A 21,843-nucleotide genomic window follows, 5' to 3' on the forward strand; every position below is an offset into this window, starting at 1 on the left:
TCTTCCAGATTAACACCCAATTTTTCAGCATAAGACGGGTCTAAAGCATGCTCAGCATCTATAAAGGCACAGGTTTTGCCTTGCTTTTGCGCTTCGGCAATGACACTTAATGTTAATGTGGTCTTACCAGAAGACTCTGGACCATAAATTTCACAAATTCGACCAAAAGGAAGACCGCCAGCACCCAACGCAATATCCAAGCCCAAGGATCCAGTTGACACTGTCTCAATGTCCATCTTAGTGCCTTCACCCATTTTCATGATGGCACCTTTACCAAATTGACGCTCAATTTGAGACAGCGCAGCGTCTAGCGCCTTTTTCTTGTTATCTGCAATAGATGACATAATGGAATCCTTAATGACTGAATGTTCAATTTTAATGCTGGTAACTTTATCGCTTTTTTTTCCGAACCTCAAGAAAATACTGTATAAAAAAACAGTAATATTATCTTTCCATTAAAATACAATCTATCACCCCTTGTAACGCCTCCAACACGGCCTTTTGCCGTATCTCTTTTCGACTCCCTGAAAATTGAAAACGCACAACCTTGGCTTCATTTCCCAAAAGCTGCCAACCAATATAAACGCAACCAACTGGTTTTTCTGGCGATCCACCACCGGGACCAGCAACCCCGCTGACAGCCACCGCCACATCCCCACCCAACTGCAATGCGCCATGGCACATTTCCTTTACCGTTGCTTCGGATACCGCGCCATGCTTAGCTAACGTGGTTTCGGTAACAGACAAACCTTTTACTTTTGCCTCATTAGCATAACTAATAAGCCCACCAAAGAACCAAGCCGAACTTCCGGACAATTCTGTACAAGTCGCACCAATTAAACCGCCAGTACAGGATTCAGCCGTCACCAGCATACGACCTTCTTGTCCTAACAATTCCGCAACCTGCTGTGCTTTTTTCAGCATTTCTTGCTCATGATTCATTGTGCTTATCTCTTAAAACCTAGACGAATATCCCGTAGAATAACCCTCAATTTTTTGGATCACAATTGAGCAGTTTAAATGAGCAAAACATCAGCCGATAATCATACCCCCATGATGCGCCAATACTTTGGCCTCAAGTCACAACATCCAAATCAGCTGTTATTTTATCGCATGGGTGATTTCTACGAGCTCTTTTACGATGACGCCAAACGCGCCGCTCAATTACTCGATATTACCCTAACGGCTAGAGGTCACTCTGGCGGGCAGCCTATCCCAATGGCAGGCATTCCATTTCATGCGGCAGAAAACTACATTGCTCGCTTAGTTCGCATGGGCGAGTCAGTCGTGGTTGCGGAACAAACGGGGGACCCAGCCACTAGCAAAGGGCCGGTAGAGCGACAAATTGCTCGCATTGTCACCCCAGGTACCATCAGTGACGAAGCCTTCTTAGAGGAAAAACGCGAAAACCTGTTATTGTCGATTGCTCACCAATCTCGTAAAGGCTTAGACATTTTTGGCTTTTCTTATCTCGACATGGCCAGCGGTCGCTTCTGCCTGTTTGAAGTTGATGGCCACGAAGCTCTGGCAAATGAGTTACAGCGACTCTCACCAAGAGAAATTCTAATATCAGAAGACTTTCCTGCCCGCAAAACACTGCAATTAGAAAAAGGCATTGCGGAACTTGGCCCATGGCACTTTGATTATGAGTCGAGCTATCGTCAGCTTATTCAGCAATTCAATACTAAAGACCTTTCCGGATTCGGTTGCGAAGCATTAACCGCAGCCATTGCATCGGCTGGTGCACTTTTACAATACGCAAAAGACACACAGCGTTCGGCTTTGCCGCATATACAAGCCATCATGGTTGAACATAAAGACGATTCTGTTTTGATTGATGCCGCCACACGACGTAACCTAGAAATCGATATCAATTTAACGGGCGGCTCCAGCAACACACTTAGCCAAGTGCTAGACCAATGCGCAACCCCAATGGGAAGTAGACTACTAAAACGCTGGCTTCATACGCCGGTAAGGGATTTGAATGAAATTCAATCTCGCCAAAGTGCTGTAGCAGAATTAAAAAGCCAATTTTACTACCAACCTTTAAACAGCTCGTTAAAAAAGGTCGGAGATTTAGAGCGTATTCTGTCTCGCGTTGCATTGAGATCTGCACGCCCTAGAGATCTTTTGCGTTTAAGATTCGCATTAGAGATGATTCCACTGATCAACCAAGATTTAGAAAAGGTTAACTCAGCTCGGTTGAGTCATTTAAATCAACGCATTAAAGCACAACCCGAACTAACCGAGACACTGACCAAAGCCCTGGTTGAAAACCCACCATCCGTAGTAAGAGACGGGGGTATTTTTGCTACTGGCTACGACCCAGAATTAGACGAGCTGCTATCTCTATCAACCAACGCAACGGACTTCTTAGCGGAAATGGAACGAAGCGAGAAGGAGCGTACTGGTATCAGCTCACTCAAAGTCGGTTTCAACCGAGTACACGGCTATTACATAGAGATCAGCCGTTTACACTCAGAACAAGCGCCAGTGGAATACATTCGTCGCCAAACCCTTAAAAATGCCGAGCGCTTCATCACCCCAGAGCTAAAAGCTTTCGAAGATAAGGCTCTGAGTGCCAAGTCCAAAGCACTTGCTCGTGAAAAAGAACTTTACGAAACCTTATTAGACCTGTTGAACCAGCATTTAGGTGAGCTACAAACCACCAGCCAAGCACTCGCACAACTCGACGTTCTAAATAACTTTGCAGAACGTGCTGATCAACTCAACTTAACACAACCGGAACTCCACACAGGACGCGGCATAGATATCACCGCAGGACGTCACCCTGTGGTCGAATCAGTCATTTCAGAACCCTTTGTACCGAACGATTTGACCTTAAACGACCAACGATCTTTATTAATGATCACCGGCCCTAACATGGGTGGTAAATCCACCTATATGCGCCAAATTGCCTTAATCACTTTATTGGCACATACCGGTTGCTTCGTGCCAGCTGAAGCCGCTTCGATTGCAATCGTCGATCGTATTTTTACACGCATGGGATCGTCTGATGACTTAGCCGGTGGTCGCTCTACCTTTATGGTAGAAATGACTGAAACCGCCAACATTTTGAACAATGCCACACAAAACAGCTTGGTTCTAATGGATGAAGTTGGACGCGGCACCAGTACCTTTGATGGTTTATCACTAGCTTGGGCGGCAGTTGAGCATTTGGCACAAAAATTAAAGTGCTACGTATTATTTGCTACCCACTACTTTGAATTAACCGGTCTTGCAGAACAATTAGTAAATGCTGAAAACGTTCATCTCACTGCCACAGAATATGAAGATGAAATTGTCTTCCTACATAAAGTTCATACTGGACCAGCAAGTCAATCCTACGGCCTTCAAGTTGCTCAGCTAGCAGGCGTACCGAAAAATGTTATTCAACAAGCCAAATATAAACTCAAAGAATTAGAAACGGTTACAGGAATTGAATTAGACAATACGACGCAAAACTCTGTAGCAAATAACCAAGCGAGCTCAGCACCGCAAACGATGATGTCCAATCACTCCCCATTACAAGCCGATTTATTTGTACAGGCCGAGCAGGATGGTCTAAAAGACAGCATTGCGTCATTGGATTTAGACAACATGACGCCAATCGAGGCAATGAATCAGTTATACAAACTAAAATCAGCGCTGTGACCATTAAAAGGCGGCATAAGCTAATACCAGATAAATTTAGTCTATTTGGGATTCTGACTTGCCGCCAAACAACCTATGCCACTAAAATAGGCGGCAATATTTTTTGTAAAGCTTGTGAGGAGAAATCGAATGGCTTTCATCGTTACTGATAACTGCATTCGCTGTAAATACACCGACTGTGTGGAAGTCTGCCCAGTAGATTGCTTCTACGAAGGTCCAAACTTTCTAGCCATCAACCCAGACGAATGCATTGATTGTGCTCTTTGTGAACCAGAGTGCCCTGCCAACGCTATTTTCTCAGAAGATGAATTACCAGAAGAGCAAGAAGTGTTTGTTGAACTAAACAAAGATCTTGCCATGATTTGGCCAAACATCACCGAGAAAAAAGATGCCCTAAGCGATGCGGCTGAATGGGATGGCGTAGAAGACAAACTAGAACATCTTGAGCGCTAGAGCTACATTCTAGAACGAAAAAAAGCGACCACGGTCGCTTTTTTAATATCCTATTATTGACATCCAGTCTCGCCAAATCCCTATTGGCCAATCATCCTTCAGGCCTAATCCTTACTGGCCATATGCAACATCCTGTATGACTTCCTTTCCGTAAAAAAGACAGCCTTGGCTGCCCTTTTTATGCTTAACTCCGTTTAAGCAACTCTTCCGATGAGTAAAACATCACTGTCTGTTTCATCATGAAACCCAAACAATCCTTAACACATGGTGCGATCCTGAACCACAATATCCATTAGAACCATCCGTTGTTCTGAACATCCTAGTTCTGTCCTAAACGCCATCAATGGCATTCTGCACCTCAATGTGCTGATCGTCCTTGAACTCTGTTTGGATAAAGCTAATTTACCACCTTTTTGACCGATTACAAATTTTTACATTCTACTAGATGTTAATTTTTTATACTTTAAATTCAAATACTTAGACTATTTCCGAGAAGAAACATTACATTACAATACAGAATAAAGAGAAAATACCTACAGACTTGTAGGATTCCCCCTACACAAATAAGGAATAAAAAGAAAAAGGCATGCTAAATTTGGGTTAGGAACTCATCTGACCATTTCAAAGCCGCTAAATAAGTACCTTTCAGATCATTGAGATCTTGATCACTTTCAATGCTGCGCTGGTTAGAATATTTGTCCACCAAATCCAAGGTTTCTCCAACACGTCCAACCCGATGAACAATGGCGTTGATGAACTCATTAGGTAAAGGCAACTCCCCTAAAACCTCTTCTAAGGGCAAACCTGTGCACACATCCATCATAGATAACATGCCTGCTAGAAAGTATTTATCTTGATTATCATAAGAACGGTATATCGCCATTAGCTCAGCGTGCTTGGCTCGAATAACAATTTGTTCTAGTAAGGCGTGTTGTTCGCCGACCATTTCTGACATCAAAAGTAGATTAGTCAGTGCCTTTAGTTTTTCAACACCAATTAACATAATGGCCAAACGCACAGAGTCAACTGAGGCTACCAAACCTGTCATAGGTGAGTTCAAATACCGAAGTAACTTATGCACAAGTCCAGCATCTTGGCTGACGATTTGCTCAATATCATCCACATTTAGATTACTGGTATCTAAGAGTGACGACATCAATCTCAGCAAGGTCATGCTGTTCACACGAGACGACTTAGTCGTCATTAACTCAGGCTTTTCGAAGAAGTAACCTTGGAAGTACTCGACACCTAACAAACGGCAAAATTGATAATCTTCCCAAGTCTCCACTTTTTCCGCTATCAACTTAACATCAAACCCTCTTAGCGCTTCGACTTGTTTGTGAAAGCCATCATGACCTAAGGATAAAATATCCAGTTTGACGTAGTCGACCAGCTCAACAAAAGGGGTTAACTTACTTTCAAACACAAAGTCATCCAATGCCAGTGAACAACCGGCACTTTTCCAACGCCTTAGCGCGGCTAATAAATTGGCATCAAAGCCAGCGGTTTCAAGCACCTCAACAACAAGGTTTTCACGACCAGTAGGGATGCCATTAGCACTTAGTAAATAGGAGCGAGGGAAATTCACAAATGCTTTGTTGCAACCCACTAAGTTTTCCATGCCCAATTCAAATAAACTGGCCGAAATGACTTGAGCGGTCGCTCCTACCTCATCCACTACGTCTGCGTGATGGGCAAGCGCACTCTTACGATACAATAGCTCATAGCCCATGACGGCTAAATGCTCGTCCACGATCGGCTGTCGTGCTACAGCAACGTCAGAATAAACATAGGTTTCCTGCTCTGCCATACTTAATCCATCAGTCTCAATTTAGCGGGTGTAAACTCACAGTGTCTCAATATTGTCGCAAAATTGCCATTGGGTGAAGGCAATAATCTTGGTAAGATGGTCGGCTATATAAAGAAAAAAATCCTGTGGGGAAAATAATGCCAGTCTACCGTTCCAAAACAACCACCTCTGGCCGTAATATGGCTGGGGCTCGCGCTCTTTGGCGTGCAACCGGTATGAAAGACGACGACTTTCAAAAACCTATCATTGCCGTTGCCAACTCATTTACGCAATTCGTACCCGGTCACGTCCACCTAAAAGACCTAGGACAACTGGTCTGCCGAGAAATTGAAGAAGCCGGCGGCGTTGCCAAAGAATTTAACACCATTGCGGTAGATGATGGTATCGCAATGGGTCATGATGGCATGCTTTACAGTTTGCCATCACGAGATCTGATTGCAGACTCGGTTGAATATATGGTCAATGCGCATTGTGCTGACGCGCTAGTTTGTATTTCTAACTGTGACAAAATCACCCCTGGAATGTTAATGGCCGCTATGCGCCTTAACATTCCCGTAATTTTTGTCTCCGGCGGACCTATGGAAGCGGGTAAAACCAAGCTGTCAGAACATAAGCTGGATTTGGTTGATGCCATGGTTATTGCCGCCGATTCATCTGCTTCAGATGAAAAAGTCGCAGAATACGAACGCTCTGCTTGTCCTACCTGTGGTTCTTGTTCTGGCATGTTTACTGCCAACTCTATGAACTGTTTGACTGAAGCATTGGGCCTGAGTTTACCGGGTAACGGTACCACTTTGGCAACTCACTCCGATCGTCACCGTCTGTTTGTTGAAGCGGGGCGTCGCATTGTCGAGATTACCAAGCGTTATTATGAGCATGACGAACTACATTGGGCACCACGTGCCATTGCCAGTTTCGAAGCGTTTGAAAACGCCATGACACTAGACATCGCCATGGGCGGATCGACCAATACTATTCTGCATTTATTGGCGATAGCTCGTGAAGCCGGTGTGAATTTCACCATGGAAGACATTGACCACTTATCTCGTCGTGTCCCTCAACTTTGTAAGGTTGCTCCGAACTCACCTCAATATCATATTGAAGACGTTCACAGAGCAGGCGGTATTTTCGGCCTATTAGGTGAAATCGATCGCGCTGGTTTGCTGCATAACCAATGTCATACTGTGCATGCAGAGACAATGGAAAAAGCGCTTCAAACTTGGGATATTATGCGTTCACCTACCCCTGAAATTGTTGAGTTTTTCAAGGCTGGTCCGGCGGGGATTCCAACCCAAACCGCGTTTAGTCAATCCACTCGCTGGCCAACATTAGATGGCGACCGTGAAAACGGTTGCATTCGCTCACTTGAAAATGCGTTTTCATTAGAAGGTGGCCTGGCGGTATTGTATGGCAACATCGCTCTAGACGGTTGTGTGGTTAAAAGTGCCGGTGTTGATGAGTCCTGTTTGGTTTTTGAAGGACCAGCACACATTACCGAATCACAAGACGAAGCCGTTAAGAACATTCTTGATGACAAGGTGAAAGCAGGCGAAGTGGTAATTGTTCGTTACGAAGGACCAAAAGGCGGTCCTGGCATGCAGGAAATGCTTTACCCTACGTCTTACATCAAATCAAAAGGCTTGGGTAAAGCTTGCGCCCTACTAACGGACGGTCGCTTCTCTGGTGGTACATCCGGTTTGTCGATTGGTCACGTTTCACCAGAAGCTGCCGCAGGTGGAGCCATTGGTTTGGTGGAGAATGGTGACATCATTCGCATCGATATTCCAAATCGTACTATCAACGTGGTGCTTAGTGATGAAGAACTGGCCACACGTCGTGCAGCGATGGAAGCCAAAGGCGCCAACGCCTGGAAGCCTGCACAAGAGCGTCCACGCAAAGTATCACCGGCGCTGAAAGTCTACGCACACTTTGCAACCAGTGCAGACAAAGGGGCCGTTCGAGATCTGAGTCAACTCGACTAACTGTCTACAGACTCTTCTAAGGCCGCTTTGCCAACGTAACGGCGGCGGCCTTTTTTAATCAATTAGGAAACAACATGCTGAGTTATCGCCATATATACCACGCGGGCAATCATGCTGACATTTTGAAGCACATTACAATGAGCCAGATTTGTCGCCATTTCATTAAAAAGGATTCGCCTTTCTTTTACTTGGACACCCACGCGGGTATTGGTCAATACGAGCTTAATTCAGAACAAGCACAAAAAAACAAAGAATATCACTCAGGCATCAGTCGACTATTTTCAGAGTCAGCCGTACCGGAAGCCGTCGAAGGGTTACTTGAGATTGTCCGGGACATGAATCCAACGGATCAATTAGAATATTATCCGGGTAGTCCAAAAGTCGTGGATTATTACACTCGACAAAAAGACAAGCTCCACCTATGTGAATTACATCCCAACGACTATCCTTTATTAGCGGCACTGTTTCCCCAGAAACGAAAAGCCAATGTAGTAAAAGAAAATGGCTTCGCGGCAGTTAAAGCTATGTTGCCGCCGCCACAAAAGCGCGGCTTTGTCTTGATGGATCCGCCTTATGAGGTCAAAAAAGACTACCAATTTGTTGTGAAGTCATTAGAAGAAGGCTATAAACGTTTTCCTCAAGGCACATTTGCAATCTGGTATCCGGTACTAGGTCGCCAACAAGCTGACCATTTATTGAAGTCAGTGAAAGCAACCAATATTCGCAATATCTTGTTATTAGAACTCAACGTGCGTGATACAGAAAAAGAGCGCGGCATGGCCGGAAGCGGTATGATCATTGTGAATCCACCATGGACACTCGAACAAGATGCTAGGGAGTTTATGCCATTTTTGAGCAAAACACTGGCAGAAGATCAAGAGGCGAATTATCAGATTACTTGGATAACGCCTGAATAAACTGATTTTGCATAAGGAGAGCGTCAATGAGCAACGCTTTTGAACAAGCTTTCAAGCACATGCCAACGCCGGCTTTTATCATCGAAAGCAGTACGGGGCATTTAATTTCTTACAATCGTAACTTCGAAGTATTGTTTGAAAACTGGAATGCGACACCACCAGACTCTTGGTTGAACTTAAGTGAAGAAGCCAACTCTGATGAAGACTGGCTGAACCTAAACCATAAAATACAGCAAGGCAGTATTGAGCGTTGTGAGACATTAATTCGTGTTGGCGACAAACTCATCAATATTCAACTTGAACTACAGCACTTAGGACAATCCGTATTAGCTTGTGTCTATCATACGGATCATATGGATTTGTCTGCGGCCGAAAATACGTTACTAAAATTTGCACTAACAGAGTCATCGGCTGGCTTATGGATATGGGAAACTGAATCCGATCTTGTTTCATGCTCAAAATCCATTGCTAATCTATTAAAGTGCAGCGTGGAAGACACGCCACGTTCCACAGCCGATTGGCACAAACTGGTTCATCCTGATGACGTCCAACAGTTGGCCGCCGTAGTGAATGAACATGTGGCTTTAAATCAAGATTACTATGAAGCCGAATACCGTATTTTGACTGGCAACCAAGACTACCTGTGGGTCAAAGAGCGTGGCCGAACTTACACCAAGACACCTGATAGTAAGACCAAGAAGGTCATAGGTTTCGTGGTTGATATCAGCCATCAGAAAGCTTTGGAAGACCATTTACGAAACCAAGCAACCTTTGATGAGCTAACGGGGTTATTGACTCGGAGCTCCGCCCTGACGCACTTTAAAAAGCAGCTTGGGTTGGCGAAGCGTCAATACACACCATTAACCATGGCAAAAATTCATTTGGATGCAAATGACAGGTTGAGCCATTTACCGATGGAATCGCGCAACATCGCCATTCAAACCTCAGCACGTTATATTTATAAAAAAATTCGTGAAGCTGACGTACTGGCGCGAGTAGAAGCAGACAAGTTATTGTTACTTTTACCTAACACTAGCGTGAAAGATGCCAATAACTTATTAACTAATCTGATCAACCCAAAAGAAGATGAAAGCGCAATTTTGTCAGAAGGAAATTCAGATCCTGCGGATTTCTGCATTGGCATTGCAGCCTTCCCTGAAGATGGTGAAAGCATCGAAGAACTCGCCTTAAGTGCCAATCAGGCGGTAGAAGAAGGGCAAAAAAAATGCGCTCAAATTGTCGTCAATTAAACGACCAATAGCGGCAAAAAAAAACGTCACCGATCGGTGACGTTTTCATATTCATTCACACTTGCTAAGACTCACCCTGCAGAGTCAATACCAATCGACGAGCACCGCCATAATCCCGATGCTCACCGAGGTAAATCCCTTGCCAAGTCCCTAAACGCAATTGTTGATTGGTGACTGGAATAGTCAAAGAGGACCCTAGCATGCTGGCTTTTATATGCGCAGGCATATCATCGCTGCCTTCATATGTATGCTCATAGTAAGGCTGATTTTCTGGCACCATATGAGAAAAATGTCTTTCCATATCACGGCGCACCGAAGGATCGGCATTCTCATTGATCGTCAGAGATGCTGAAGTATGTAAGAGTTGAAGATGTAATAATCCTACCTTTACCTGAACTAAATCAGACAAGGCCTCTTCAATATCTTGGGTAATCAGGTGAAAACCCCGTCGATAAGAAGGTAATTTCAGCTCAACTTGTTGCCACATGATCCACTACTCTGCACTGGTTCTTTGATAAACTGAAAAGCGATAGTCATAAGGGTTGTGCCCTTCTGCTGCGAAACTTTCTTCGGCCAGTAAGGTAAAAGATGGCCAATCCACTTCAGGGAAAAAAGCATCCCCCTCAACGTCTGCGTCCACGTGAGTAATGTATAATCGATCGACTTTTGGCAGTGCCAATTCATAAATCTGCGCACCACCAATTACCATCACTTCTTCTTGCCCATTCACTAGACAGATGTCTTCCCCCAAAGCAATCGCTTGCTCCAACGAGGACACCACATCAATGCCATCAGCCTGATAATTCGCATCGCGAGTAATCACAATGTTACGGCGTCCTGGCAATGGCTTACCAATGGACTCAAAGGTTTTACGGCCCATCACAATTGGCTTGCCCATAGTCGCTTGCTTGAAATATTTAAGGTCATTTGGCAAATGCCAAGGCAGCGAATTATTAATACCAATGGTACGGTTCGTAGACATAGCAACAATAAGTGACAACATATATGGATACCTTCTCAATCTATGCTCGAATAGTCCAATCCAAGCCTGATATAATCTGTGTCAAACATTATACCTATGGCGACGTAGAATGCATTGTTCCTCAACATTGTCAGTCACCGCCATAGACTAACGAGAGTACATGGTATGAAGCAATATTTAGATCTGTGCCAGCGCATCGTCAACGAAGGTGAGTGGGTCAACAATGAACGAACAGGCAAACGCTGCTTAACAGTCATCAATGCTGATCTTACCTATGATGTCAGCAAGGGCGAATTTCCACTCGTGACCACACGTAAAAGTTATTGGAAATCAGCCATCGCAGAAATCATTGGTTACTTACGTGGTTATGATAATGCGGCAGATTTTCGTGCTCTGGGTACAAAAACATGGGATGCGAATGCCAACGACAATGAGGTTTGGCTAAACAACCCTCATCGTAAGGGTAAAGACGACATGGGGCTTTGTTATGGCGCTATTGGCCGCAACTTCCCTAAGCCAGATGGCGGTCATATTGATCTATTACAACAAATTATTGATGATCTAAGTCGTGGTGTGGATAACCGAGGTGAAATCCTCACCTTTTATCATCCTGGCGCATTTCACATGGCTTGTCTTCGTCCTTGCATGTACAGCCATCACTTTTCATTGCTTGGCGATACACTTTATCTAAACAGCACACAACGCAGTTGTGATGTGCCACTTGGTCTGAACTTCAATATGGTTCAAGTGTATGTATTGCTTGCCATTGTTGCGCAAATTACAGGGAAAAAACCAGGACAAGCCTTTCACAAGATAGTGAACGCTCACATCTATGAAGACCAGCTAGAACTAATGCGTGACGTACAGCTGAAGCGTGAGCCTTACCCATCACCGACATTAAAAATTAACCCAGACATCAAATCTCTAAAAGACATAGAAACCTGGGTGACCATGGACGACTTTGAAATAGAAGGCTATCAGTTCCACGAACCTATCGCTTACCCTTTCTCTGTGTAAGCCGTCGCCACACACAATCGACAGAAATAAAAACGGCGAGTAATCTACTCGCCGTTTTTATTTCATCAGGTGACAGGCTTTTCTAACTCTTGGATCAAATAACCTATCTCTTCGGTTTTCTCGAGCAAAAGTTGACTAGCATCGGCCAACCCTTTGTTATAAAAATAAGGGCCTATCTCTTTGCTAAAAAACGTCAGTAAAAACTCCGCTTCAAAACCGCCAATGTCTGAATCCATCTCATCCGTAAAATACTTTTTAATTTTACTAACGATTACGTCCGTCTCTTGTTGAGTAAATTCCACCGCCCTTTCCTTGTTTCGGATTGTTTATTTTTGAGGGTACAGGTTGCGTTTGAAGCCTATTACCAAAAGTGCAGCCCCCAACACGACCATAGGCAAGGATAACAATTGACCTTGCGTTAACCATCCCCACGCTAGATAACCAATTTGCACATCCGGCTCACGGACAAACTCAACCAAAATCCTAAATACGCCGTAGCAGAGTAGAAACATTCCTGACACACAATAACGAGGTTTGGTACGTTGTGAGAAGAACCAAAGAATAGCAAACAGCGCCACACCCTCGAGCGCAAACTGGTACAACTGAGAAGGATGACGCGCCAGTTGTAATGGATCGTTCGGAAAAATCATTGCCCATGACACGTCTGTTGGTTTGCCCCAAAGCTCACCACCGATGAAATTACCAATGCGCCCAGCACCTAGACCAATTGGCACAAAAGGCGCTAAAAAATCCGTCACATCGACCAGATGCTTCTGGTATTTTCGAGCAAATACATACATGGCGACTATGACACCCAACAAGCCACCATGGAAAGACATACCACCTTCCCATATACGCACCATAATCAGCGGATTTTCCACAAAGGCAGAGAATTGATAAAATAAGATATAACCGACTCGGCCACCTAAAATCACCCCAAGCGCGCCATAAAAAATCGCGTCGCTGACCATCTCTTGGGTCCACAAACCATTGGAACGTTTGGCACGATACACACCAAATGCGTACGCTCCAGCAAAACCAATCAGATACATAATGCCGTACCAATGCACAGCAATTGGCCCGATCGAAATGGCGATAGGATCAATATTCGGATATGAAATCATAGAAAAGTACCAAACCTCTGGTAAAAACTAGCCCACTCGTGTGGTCTTGGATGGTCGGATTAAACGCTCGATATTCACTTCACGCATCAAGCGAGTCATGGTTTGCACCACAGTTTCAGCGTGTGACAAGCTCATCACCTCACGTAACATATCTTGGGATTGTGACAAAGATATGTTGCGAATAACGGCTTTCACTTTGGGCAGACTGGTAGAGCTCATGGATAGCACGTCATAGCCCATCGCCATGAGCAAAATTGCGCCCATTGGATCACCGGCCATCTCGCCACAAACACTCAAACTCACGCCCTCGTCTTTCACTTGATCGACAATGCTGGCTAAAGCGTGCAACACCGAGGGGTGGAAAGAGTTATATAAATCGGCAACACGGGGATTATTACGATCAACCGCTAACAAATATTGTGTTAAATCATTACTACCCACCGACAGGAAGTCCACCATTTTCGCCAAGGTTCTTGCTTGGTAAACGGCAGCAGGAATCTCAATCATGACACCGACTTTTGGCATCTTAACGTCATAACCTTCTTCTTTGACTTCCGCATAAGCTCGACGAATCAAGGCCAAGGCCTCTTCCACTTCGGCCACATTAGAAATCATCGGCAACATAATTTTTAAGTTATGCAATTCCGCACTGGCTTTGATCATGGCTCGAATTTGCGCCATAAAAATTTCCAAATGATCGAGTGTCACCCGAATACCACGCCAACCTAAGAAGGGATTCGCCTCAGTAATAGGGAAATAAGGCAGTGCCTTATCACCACCGATATCCAACGTGCGCACTGTCACTGGTGCAGGTGCAAAACCTTCAAGTTGCTGACGATAGATGACCACTTGCTCAGCTTCAGTCGGAAAACGATCACGCACCATGAAAGGCACTTCAGTTCGGTACAATCCTATGCCTTCGGCACCACGATCCAATGATCGCGCCACATCCGCAGACAAACCGGTATTTACGAACAACGACAAACGCTGACCGTCTAACGTCTCACAAGGTAAATCTTTAAGACTTTCATACTCTTCTTCGAGTAAACGCTCTTCATCAACTATTTGCTGATAATTATCAATTAACGCTTCAGAAGGGTAAGTAAAAACCTGACCTTGGTAGCCATCAACGATCAAGTCAGCTTTGTCCAATTGAGCATAGGGAAGATCTAACGCCCCCATGACGGTCGGGATCCCCATTGCACGAGCTAAAATCGCCACATGGGAGTTGCCTGACCCCATTACGGACACCAAACCTTTGATCTTCTCGATTGGGATCTCGCCAAGCATTGAAGCGGTCAGTTCTTCACCAATGATAATGGCCGGCTCACTGAAACGCTCAACAATATTAGGGGCTTTTTCTTGCAAATGGGACAGAATACGACGACCTAAGTCTCGTAGATCCGATGCTCGCTCACGTAGGTATGGATCGTCCATACGATCAAACTGAAGAATGTGAGCTTTAATCACTTGGCGCAATGCACCTTGTGCCCACTGGCCCTCTTTGATCTTTTTGACCACCTCTCCGGCAATCGAATTATCATCTAAGATTTTTAGATAAACATCGAATAACGCTTTTTCATCCGCTGATAAATGCTGACTTATGCGATTGCTGGCCTCTCTGATATCACGCCTAACCGCATCCAGAGCTTGGTAAAAGTCATCAATTTCTTGTTCCGGATGAGTGGTTTCACGATCTGGAATCACATCTAGATCCGCAGGCGGGAATACCACCACACCACGGCCAATGGCAACACCAGAGCTACCCGGAACACCTTTATATCGAAAATCTGCGCCACGTGGTGTTGCGTTGGCATTTAGATTACTAATCGCACCCGTTGCTTCCGCGTGAGCAATCACACCGGCCAATTGTGCTGATAACGTGATTAGGAACGCTTCTTCACCTTCATCAAAACGGCGCTTTTCTTCATGCTGAACCACCAGCACACCGAGAACTTGTCGATGATGGATAATAGGCACACCAAGAAAAGAACGATAACGCTCTTCTCCTGTGCCCTGAAGATAATGGAACGAAGGGTGAATATGAGCGTCTTCTAAGTTAACAGGCTCTGCGCGACGACCAACTAAACTGACCAGGCCTTCGTCTGACTTTAAACTCACACTACCAGCCATATCAGCGTTCAGGCCTCGGGTTGCCATCAAGACATATTCCGAAGTGTTGCTGTCCACTAGATAAATTGAACAGACTTCAGCACGCATAGCACGACGAACACGACGGACAATAATATCCAATGCGGCCGACAAAGACTGAGCAGCCGTCACCTCTTGTGTGATACGTCTTAATAAACCTAGCATAGCTCTCCCATTGCGCTGATTATCTCCTCTAAATGATCCACTTCATCACTTATCTAACCGTCGATGCGCACTTTGGCTGAGCTCTTTAAGAGCTCGCCTGTAAACATCTTTTTTAAATGCGACTACTTGTCCAAGCGGGTACCAATAACTTACCCAGCGCCAGCCATCAAACTCAGGGCACTCTGTTCCATCCACACATACCGACGCATCAGGGCATCGAATAGAGAGCAAAAACCATTTCTGTTTTTGCCCAATACACAAAGGTTTACTATTGTGTCTTAACATGCGTTTCGGGAGACGATAACGTAACCAACCCCTTGTTTTTCCGATAATTTCAACCTGATCTGGATTGAGACCTACTTCTTCTTTCAGTTCTCGATACAAAGCTTCTTCAGGAGTTTCATCAGATTTGATACCGCCTTGGGGGAACTGCCACGCATTTTGTCCTACGCGTCTCGCCCAAAGAAGTTGGCCACGCTCGTTCATCAGTATGATGCCCACATTCGGTCTATATCCGTCTGCATCAATCACGAGCTATCACCTTCTAATATAAGAATAAATTAGATTCATTGTTCCATAATTCGCCCATTCGCACAATTAAGACTAATGTTATTTATTGTCTCTAAGGCTATAATTTCCGCACTTCATACCAATTAAGGACCAACCGTGACACTCGCAATCTTTGATCTAGATGGCACCCTACTCAGTGGTGATAGTGATTATTCTTGGGGACAATTTTTAGTTGAAAAAGGCTTAGTGGATACGCAAGTCTATCAAGCCGCTAATGATAAGTTTTTCAAACAATACCAAGCTGGCACACTCGACATACATGAGTATCTAGCCTTCAGTTTGGCACCCTTGAAGGAATTCTCAGCACAAGAGCTAACGCAATTGCACCATGACTTCATGGTTGAGAAAGTACAGCCAATGATGCAACAGAAAGCCGCAGCATTGCTGAAAAAACACAAAGACCAAGGGCATTTCTTGCTCTTGATTACCGCAACCAATCAGTTTGTTACCGGCCCCATTTCTGAGGCATTAGGAATGGATCACATCATCGCCCCAGTACCGGAAGTCATAGCAGGTCACTACACAGGTAACGTCGTTGGTGTACCTAGCTTCCAAGCAGGTAAAGTGACGCGTCTCAATGATTGGCTAGCGGAGACAGGTCACAGTATGGAAGGCAGCTATTTTTACAGTGACTCACGCAATGACTTGCCACTATTAGAGTTAGTCACGCACCCAATCGCGGTCGATGCTGATGACACCCTCAGTCAAATTGCCTCAGAGCGTGGTTGGCCACACATTTCTCTACGCGACTAAAGCCGCTGAGAAATAATAAACACCAATAAAAAAGCGCCTTAGAGGCGCTTTTTTATGCGAACTTACAGTCCCATATTATTGTGAATGCGATAAAACAAGGCTTTTAAATACTCTGTTTCCGCAATAGCTGGGTGAACCGGATGATCTGGCGCTTGAGTCCCTCGGTAAATCAACTGAGAGAATCGCTCTAATTGACGACTGTTGCTGCGTACAATGTCATGCAAACGATTGGTTTCCAAGTGCATTGAACAAGAGCCCGTCACAAGAATCCCGCCTTTTGCCACCAAACGCATCGCCAACTGATTGGCTCTATGGTAAGCCCCTTCACCGGCTTTTATGTCTTTACGACGAGCAATAAAAGCTGGCGGATCCATAATCACCACATCAAAACGCTCTTTGTCTTCAATTAAAGATTGCATGGCATCAAACGCATCACCTTGCATCAAATTGGCATCGCCTTCATATTGATTCAGCTTGAGGTTCGCATCGACATGGCTTAATGCACTTTCAGAGGCATCGATGAAAGTCACCTCTGTGGCGCCAGCAGAAGCCGCCTGTACTCCCCAGCCACCAACATAGGAAAAGACATCTAAAACTCGCTTTCCAGCACAAAAGCCCTGCATAGTCTTACGATTTTCCCTATGATCATAAAACCAGCCTGTTTTTTGACCATCCCAAACCGGTGCTTGAAACAATACATCATTCTCTTGCAAAAAAACCACTTCAGGCACGGTGCCAAAGGCTTCTTCAACATAAGAGTCTAGTCCTTCGATCTGACGCATCTTACCGTCATTTTTTACCAAAATAGCGGTCGGCTTAACCACATCTTGTAACGCTTCGATGATTTCAGACTTAACGCGCTCCATCCCTGCCGTCGAGATTTGCACCACTAAAATATCAGCAAAACGATCCACCACTAAACCAGACAAACCATCAGAGTCACCAAACACCAAACGGTAATAAGGCGCTGGATAGGTCATTTCACGCAACGACAAGGCAATTTTAAGACGATGAACTAGCGTGGATTTATTCAATACAGTATCTGTGCTTCGGCTAATTAAACGACCACAAATCAGTGTGTTAGGATTAATCGTTGCAACGCCGAGTGGTTTACCCTGAGCCGATTCAACAACCACTTGATCACCAGGCGAAAATTGCTTTAGTGGCGTCTGCGATGTATTTACTTCATTACTATAAATCCATTGATGCCCAGCTCTAATACGTCTGTCTACTTGACCTTTTAGTCGAATTACGCTCAAAATGCTCACCTACGTTGTTTAAACGATTATTTAAAAACCGCTATTATAGTGACTCTAGGCGCAATTGCTATGGAATAGACGCCTAACGTTTGCTTTACCTTATATAGCACCGTTGTAAAGAAGTTCGTATGACATCACCTGTTAATGAAAACCAGCTAGGACGCATACTTCGAGGGATTAGCATTCCGCCACAACCTCAGGTAATGGTCGATCTTCACATGGAACAGGCGATGCCAGATCCCGATATGGGACGCATTGCAGACATCATTGCGCAAGACGTGAGCTTATCCGCCGCCGTTTTGAAGCTGGTCAACTCTAATGCCTTTAATGTCGAGCAAAAAATCGCATCCATTCAACAAGCCGTCACTCTGCTCGGCACCGACAGCGTCACTAACTTGGTAAATGGTCTTGCCGTGAAAAGTGAATTAACCGATGAAGCTATACAAGCTTTGCACAGCTTTTGGGATACTGCCACCGATGTGGCCGCCATCAGTTCCAGCCTAGCCAATCAGCTCAACTTTAAATATCAAGATGAATGCTACGCATTAGGCCTATTCCACAATGCTGGTATGCCATTAATGATGAATCGCTTTGACAATTACCAAAGCGTGATTGAAGAAGGTTACCAAAACGCCGAATTCGCTTTGACCGATATCGAAAACAGAGCCTTTAAGACCAATCACTCTGTGATTGGTTATTATCTGGCAAAATCTTGGGGCTTGCCGAAAAGCTGTTGTGCGGTGATTGCTGAGCATCATAGAGTCGATCACTTATTTCGCAATCGTTTACCCGGAAGTCGTCTGCATCTGTCTTTCGCAGCCATTTTAAAAATGGCTGAGCATATCGCTTCCGCTTATCAGCACCTTGGCGGTGCTGACGAAGACCACGAATGGAACAGTATCAAACATTATGCTTTAGACCATTTCGAACTCACCGAGTATGACTTCGATGGCTTAATCGAGATCTGTAACGAGCAAGGTCTTGGCTTAAACTGATACCTTTTGATGTCAGCGACTAAACATCACCAGATGATCGAGATGAATGGTCAAACCAATGCTTTGGCCAATCGAATGATTATGATGTGAAGACGCAAAACAATAGACCACCTTACCAGAAGCCAAACTCACACGGTAAAGGAAATGTGAGCCTCGGAACCACTTACTCACTATGGTTCCCACAAACTCACTGTCATCGTCGTGCAAGATGTCATCCGGTCTAACCAGCAAATCCACTACTGCTTGATCAGCAAAACCATGATTCAAATTCCCTTGAATTCTGCCTAAGTCTGAATGAACACAATTTGGTCCGCATACCGTCGCAGGTAAGAAATCCCCATGACCAATAAAGCTGGCAACGAAACGAGTGGCAGGTTTGTGGTAAATTTCATAGCAGGTGCCGGTTTGATGAATCTCACCATCTGACATGACAGAGACTTGATCTGCCATAGCAAAGGCTTCCATTTGATCATGTGTCACTAGTATTGCACTCATTTCTTCATGCAATAGGATGCTCCGAATGTCTGGCACTAGCTCTTCTCTGAGTTTAGCGTCCAATCCTGAGAAGGGTTCATCCATCAATAATAACTTTGGTTTTGGCGCCATAGCTCGAGCTAAGGCGACTCGCTGCTGCTGACCACCAGAAAGAGAATGAGGGTAACGAGATTGAAAGCCAGCCAGCCCCACCAGCGCCAAGAGCTCATCCACCCTGGCCTGTGCTTTTGGCTTGGTCCAAGAGGTTAAACCGAAGGCGATGTTTTCCCCCACTGTGAGATGCGGAAACAAGGCAATGTCTTGGAACACCATGCCGATTTGGCGACGCTCTGGCGGCAAATTGGTTTGCGCAGTTGAGATAACCTTCCCTGCCACTTCAATCTGGCCTGACATCAAAGGTTCGAAGCCAGCGATAGCTCGTAACAAAGTGGATTTACCACAACCACTTGGCCCTAGCAGGCAACCAATTTCACCTGCGGCTAAATGAAAACTTGTGGAGGCGACAATTTGTTGACCATCATAGCCAACCGTCACATTCGAAAGCGTGAGATCAGATGCCATATTTGAAGAAGATTCCTGAGTCATGTGTAGACCTACTTAGACGATGCAACATCAGATGAAATGGAGCGACTTAATAAAATAACGGGCACAAGACTAACCAATACGATCATCAAAGATGCCGGTGCGGCGTCCACCAAACGTTCATCCGAAGCCAATTCAAACGCCCGCACTGCCAAAGTATTAAAGTTAAACGGGCGCAATACTAAAGTGGCAGGAAGCTCTTTTAACACATCGACAAAGACAATTAAAATGGCCGTTAAAATAGACCCTTTGAGCAGTGGCAAATGAATGCGAGTTAATACTTTCCATGAGTTCATACCCAAGGTTCGCGCTGACATGTCCATACTGGGTTTTATCTTTCCTAAACCATTCTGTACGGCACCTAGTGACACGGCCATAAAACGCACTGTATAGGCGAACAGTAAGGCAAATAAGGTTCCAGATAACAACAACCCGATTTTTTGCCCTGTATAATGCTTTACCAAATCAATGATTTGATGATCTAACCAAGCCAGTGGTACTAAAGTTCCAATAGCAATAATGGTCCCCGGCAATGCATAACCTAAACCAGACAACCCCACTGAAGCATGAACGGCTTTATGCTTATACAAGCGTCCAGCGTAACTTAACACCAAGGCCAAACTGACTAAAATTAATGCGGCTAATGCAGCAAGGTAAAAAGAGTTCCATGCCAATTGCAGGAAACGGTCAGCGATAAATTCAGCCTTAAACATCGCCCAATACGCCAACACTAAAGCAGGAATCAAAAAGCCCAATAAAATTGGCAAGAGACAAAAGAGCAAAGCACAAACACCTTGCCATCGTCCCAATGGAATACGCCGACTACTGGCTTTTTTAATGCCCGAATTATGATATCGAATACGATGTCTTGAATACCTTTCTAGCACAATTAATACCGTCACAAACAGCAACAAGACGCCCGCTAACTGAGATGCCGCGGCCACATCCCCAAAACCATAGAAGGTTCTCAGGATGCCTGTGGTGAAGGTATTTACACTGAAATACTGAACTGTGCCATAATCGGCGAGCGTTTCCATTAAGGCTAAGGTTAACCCCGTCACTATCGCAGGACGCGCCAAGGGTAGAGCGAGTTTGCGAAAGGCTTGAGGATTCGAATAACCTAAAGTACGCGCCACCTCTAAGGTATTGGCAGATTGTTCTAAAAACGCGGCACGACTCATCAAGTAAACATAAGGGTACAACACGAGAATCAACATGGTCATGGCGCCCCCTAGGGAACGTATTTCAAAAAACCAATAATCCCCATATCGCCAACCCGTCATTTCTCGAATAAAGGTTTGCACTGGCCCAGCAAAGTCCAATATACCTGTGTAGGTATAAGCAATGATGTAGGCCGGAAAAGCCATCGGTAATAATAAGGCCCAAGCTAAGAACTGACGTCCGGGGAAGTTGCACATACTGGTTAACCAAGCAGTAGGCACCCCAATACATAACACGCCGATCCCGACGCCAACCATAAGCAGCAAAGAATTATGGACGTATTCAACCAAAACCGTCTGATACAGGTGTTGCCAAACCTGACCATCTCCAATCACCACATTGACCAGAACCACCAAGATAGGCAAAGACAACAACGCAGCGATAAAAATCGCCGCGCCGGATAGGAGGGAAAAATTAAATTTTTTAAACCAGTTCAATGACTCGTTACAACCTGTGATTAGTT

Annotated in this window: 20 protein-coding genes; 8 read left to right on the forward strand and 12 right to left on the reverse strand. The window is 44.8% G+C overall.

Translation table 11 applies throughout. From position 1 onward, the window contains the following. Positions 1-344: ATPase domain-containing protein (locus DFP76_RS14660; RefSeq protein ID WP_281269739.1), on the reverse strand; the 344-nt coding region annotated here is incomplete at its 3' end. A gap of 100 nt (positions 345-444) precedes the next feature. Then, positions 445-942 carry a CinA family protein gene (locus DFP76_RS14665; RefSeq protein WP_113875369.1) on the reverse strand — a complete coding sequence of 166 codons (498 nt, stop codon included), beginning with the start codon at positions 940-942 and terminating at the stop codon, positions 445-447. Positions 943-1,020: 78 nt separating this feature from the next. Here DFP76_RS14665 and mutS point away from each other — a divergent pair, with 78 nt between their 5' ends. Both mutS and fdxA read left to right on the forward strand, forming a co-directional pair. Next, complete coding sequence (mutS, locus tag DFP76_RS14670) at positions 1,021-3,654, forward strand: DNA mismatch repair protein MutS (RefSeq protein ID WP_113875370.1); 2,634 nt, start codon at positions 1,021-1,023, stop codon at positions 3,652-3,654. Positions 3,655-3,783: 129 nt separating this feature from the next. Beyond that, on the forward strand, positions 3,784-4,107 hold the full coding sequence (gene fdxA / locus DFP76_RS14675; RefSeq protein ID WP_063331490.1) for a ferredoxin FdxA: 324 nt from the start codon (positions 3,784-3,786) through the stop codon (positions 4,105-4,107). Positions 4,108-4,696: 589 nt separating this feature from the next. Here the strand turns inward: fdxA and DFP76_RS14680 are convergent. Continuing rightward, positions 4,697-5,917 (reverse strand): EAL and HDOD domain-containing protein, encoded by a 1,221-nt coding sequence (locus DFP76_RS14680; protein ID WP_113875371.1) that lies wholly within the window; start codon positions 5,915-5,917, stop codon positions 4,697-4,699. 137 nt (positions 5,918-6,054) lie between these two features. On the opposite strand from DFP76_RS14680, the gene ilvD reads away from it, so the two are divergent. The 3 genes from ilvD (at position 6,055) to DFP76_RS14695 (ending at position 10,066) form a co-directional block, all read left to right on the forward strand. Next, entirely contained in the window at positions 6,055-7,899 is a 1,845-nt protein-coding gene (ilvD, locus tag DFP76_RS14685; protein WP_113875372.1) for a dihydroxy-acid dehydratase, read from the forward strand. Between the two features lie 74 nt (positions 7,900-7,973). Further along, positions 7,974-8,816, forward strand: coding sequence for a 23S rRNA (adenine(2030)-N(6))-methyltransferase RlmJ (locus tag DFP76_RS14690; RefSeq protein WP_113875373.1), 843 nt, complete (start codon positions 7,974-7,976; stop codon positions 8,814-8,816). Positions 8,817-8,842: 26 nt separating this feature from the next. Then, positions 8,843-10,066, forward strand: a complete 1,224-nt coding sequence (locus DFP76_RS14695; RefSeq protein ID WP_113875374.1) for a sensor domain-containing diguanylate cyclase — start codon at positions 8,843-8,845, stop codon at positions 10,064-10,066. Between the two features lie 64 nt (positions 10,067-10,130). Here the strand turns inward: DFP76_RS14695 and DFP76_RS14700 are convergent, their stop codons facing one another. Both DFP76_RS14700 and folA read right to left on the reverse strand, forming a co-directional pair. Then, on the reverse strand, positions 10,131-10,553 hold the full coding sequence (locus DFP76_RS14700; protein ID WP_113875375.1) for a secondary thiamine-phosphate synthase enzyme YjbQ: 423 nt from the start codon (positions 10,551-10,553) through the stop codon (positions 10,131-10,133). A gap of 6 nt (positions 10,554-10,559) precedes the next feature. After that, positions 10,560-11,069 carry a type 3 dihydrofolate reductase gene (gene folA / locus DFP76_RS14705; protein ID WP_113875376.1) on the reverse strand — a complete coding sequence of 170 codons (510 nt, stop codon included), beginning with the start codon at positions 11,067-11,069 and terminating at the stop codon, positions 10,560-10,562. A gap of 144 nt (positions 11,070-11,213) precedes the next feature. Here folA and DFP76_RS14710 point away from each other — a divergent pair, with 144 nt between their 5' ends. Then, complete coding sequence (locus tag DFP76_RS14710) at positions 11,214-12,065, forward strand: thymidylate synthase (RefSeq protein ID WP_113875377.1); 852 nt, start codon at positions 11,214-11,216, stop codon at positions 12,063-12,065. 65 nt (positions 12,066-12,130) lie between these two features. On the opposite strand, the gene DFP76_RS14715 is transcribed toward DFP76_RS14710, so the two are convergent. From DFP76_RS14715 to DFP76_RS14730, 4 genes are read right to left on the reverse strand one after another with little or no spacing between them, the layout of a single operon-like run. Beyond that, a complete protein-coding gene (locus DFP76_RS14715) occupies positions 12,131-12,367 on the reverse strand; it encodes a DUF2164 domain-containing protein (protein WP_113875378.1) in 237 nt (78 codons plus the stop codon). A 24-nt stretch (positions 12,368-12,391) separates the two neighbouring features. Further along, entirely contained in the window at positions 12,392-13,189 is a 798-nt protein-coding gene (gene lgt / locus DFP76_RS14720; RefSeq protein WP_113875379.1) for a prolipoprotein diacylglyceryl transferase, read from the reverse strand. A gap of 27 nt (positions 13,190-13,216) precedes the next feature. Further along, positions 13,217-15,505 carry a phosphoenolpyruvate--protein phosphotransferase gene (ptsP, locus tag DFP76_RS14725; protein WP_113875380.1) on the reverse strand — a complete coding sequence of 763 codons (2,289 nt, stop codon included), beginning with the start codon at positions 15,503-15,505 and terminating at the stop codon, positions 13,217-13,219. A gap of 45 nt (positions 15,506-15,550) precedes the next feature. Then, positions 15,551-16,036: an RNA pyrophosphohydrolase gene (locus tag DFP76_RS14730; RefSeq protein ID WP_113875381.1), complete on the reverse strand. Its 486-nt coding sequence runs from the start codon at positions 16,034-16,036 to the stop codon at positions 15,551-15,553. Positions 16,037-16,171: 135 nt separating this feature from the next. Between DFP76_RS14730 and DFP76_RS14735 the strand changes: the two genes are divergently transcribed. Continuing rightward, on the forward strand, positions 16,172-16,828 hold the full coding sequence (locus tag DFP76_RS14735; protein ID WP_113875382.1) for a histidinol-phosphatase: 657 nt from the start codon (positions 16,172-16,174) through the stop codon (positions 16,826-16,828). A 62-nt stretch (positions 16,829-16,890) separates the two neighbouring features. Here DFP76_RS14735 and DFP76_RS14740 read toward each other — a convergent pair whose 3' ends face one another. Then, positions 16,891-18,087 (reverse strand): class I SAM-dependent rRNA methyltransferase, encoded by a 1,197-nt coding sequence (locus DFP76_RS14740; protein WP_113875383.1) that lies wholly within the window; start codon positions 18,085-18,087, stop codon positions 16,891-16,893. 128 nt (positions 18,088-18,215) lie between these two features. Here DFP76_RS14740 and DFP76_RS14745 point away from each other — a divergent pair, with 128 nt between their 5' ends. Next, complete coding sequence (locus DFP76_RS14745; RefSeq protein WP_113875384.1) at positions 18,216-19,082, forward strand: HDOD domain-containing protein; 867 nt, start codon at positions 18,216-18,218, stop codon at positions 19,080-19,082. Positions 19,083-19,094: 12 nt separating this feature from the next. Here the strand turns inward: DFP76_RS14745 and DFP76_RS14750 are convergent, their stop codons facing one another. After that, positions 19,095-20,162, reverse strand: coding sequence for an ABC transporter ATP-binding protein (locus DFP76_RS14750; protein ID WP_113875385.1), 1,068 nt, complete (start codon positions 20,160-20,162; stop codon positions 19,095-19,097). An 8-nt stretch (positions 20,163-20,170) separates the two neighbouring features. After that, positions 20,171-21,817 carry an ABC transporter permease gene (locus tag DFP76_RS14755; RefSeq protein ID WP_113875386.1) on the reverse strand — a complete coding sequence of 549 codons (1,647 nt, stop codon included), beginning with the start codon at positions 21,815-21,817 and terminating at the stop codon, positions 20,171-20,173. Positions 21,818-21,843 lie beyond the last annotated feature (26 nt).

Source organism: Marinomonas aquiplantarum (assembly GCF_003314975.1).
Classification (GTDB): Bacteria; Pseudomonadota; Gammaproteobacteria; order Pseudomonadales; family Marinomonadaceae; genus Marinomonas; species Marinomonas aquiplantarum.

Excerpts from the sequence above, each read along its gene's own strand:
- DFP76_RS14665 (WP_113875369.1), bottom strand. The coding sequence starts at position 942 with ATGAATCATGAGCAAGAAATGCTGAAAAAAGCACAGCAGGTTGCGGAA.
- mutS (WP_113875370.1), top strand. The coding sequence starts at position 1,021 with ATGAGCAAAACATCAGCCGATAATCATACCCCCATGATGCGCCAATAC.
- fdxA (WP_063331490.1), top strand. The coding sequence starts at position 3,784 with ATGGCTTTCATCGTTACTGATAACTGCATTCGCTGTAAATACACCGAC.
- DFP76_RS14680 (WP_113875371.1), bottom strand. The coding sequence starts at position 5,917 with ATGGCAGAGCAGGAAACCTATGTTTATTCTGACGTTGCTGTAGCACGA.
- ilvD (WP_113875372.1), top strand. The coding sequence starts at position 6,055 with ATGCCAGTCTACCGTTCCAAAACAACCACCTCTGGCCGTAATATGGCT.
- DFP76_RS14690 (WP_113875373.1), top strand. The coding sequence starts at position 7,974 with ATGCTGAGTTATCGCCATATATACCACGCGGGCAATCATGCTGACATT.
- DFP76_RS14695 (WP_113875374.1), top strand. The coding sequence starts at position 8,843 with ATGAGCAACGCTTTTGAACAAGCTTTCAAGCACATGCCAACGCCGGCT.
- DFP76_RS14700 (WP_113875375.1), bottom strand. The coding sequence starts at position 10,553 with ATGTGGCAACAAGTTGAGCTGAAATTACCTTCTTATCGACGGGGTTTT.
- folA (WP_113875376.1), bottom strand. The coding sequence starts at position 11,069 with ATGTTGTCACTTATTGTTGCTATGTCTACGAACCGTACCATTGGTATT.
- DFP76_RS14710 (WP_113875377.1), top strand. The coding sequence starts at position 11,214 with ATGAAGCAATATTTAGATCTGTGCCAGCGCATCGTCAACGAAGGTGAG.
- lgt (WP_113875379.1), bottom strand. The coding sequence starts at position 13,189 with ATGATTTCATATCCGAATATTGATCCTATCGCCATTTCGATCGGGCCA.
- ptsP (WP_113875380.1), bottom strand. The coding sequence starts at position 15,505 with ATGCTAGGTTTATTAAGACGTATCACACAAGAGGTGACGGCTGCTCAG.
- DFP76_RS14745 (WP_113875384.1), top strand. The coding sequence starts at position 18,216 with ATGACATCACCTGTTAATGAAAACCAGCTAGGACGCATACTTCGAGGG.
- DFP76_RS14750 (WP_113875385.1), bottom strand. The coding sequence starts at position 20,162 with ATGACTCAGGAATCTTCTTCAAATATGGCATCTGATCTCACGCTTTCG.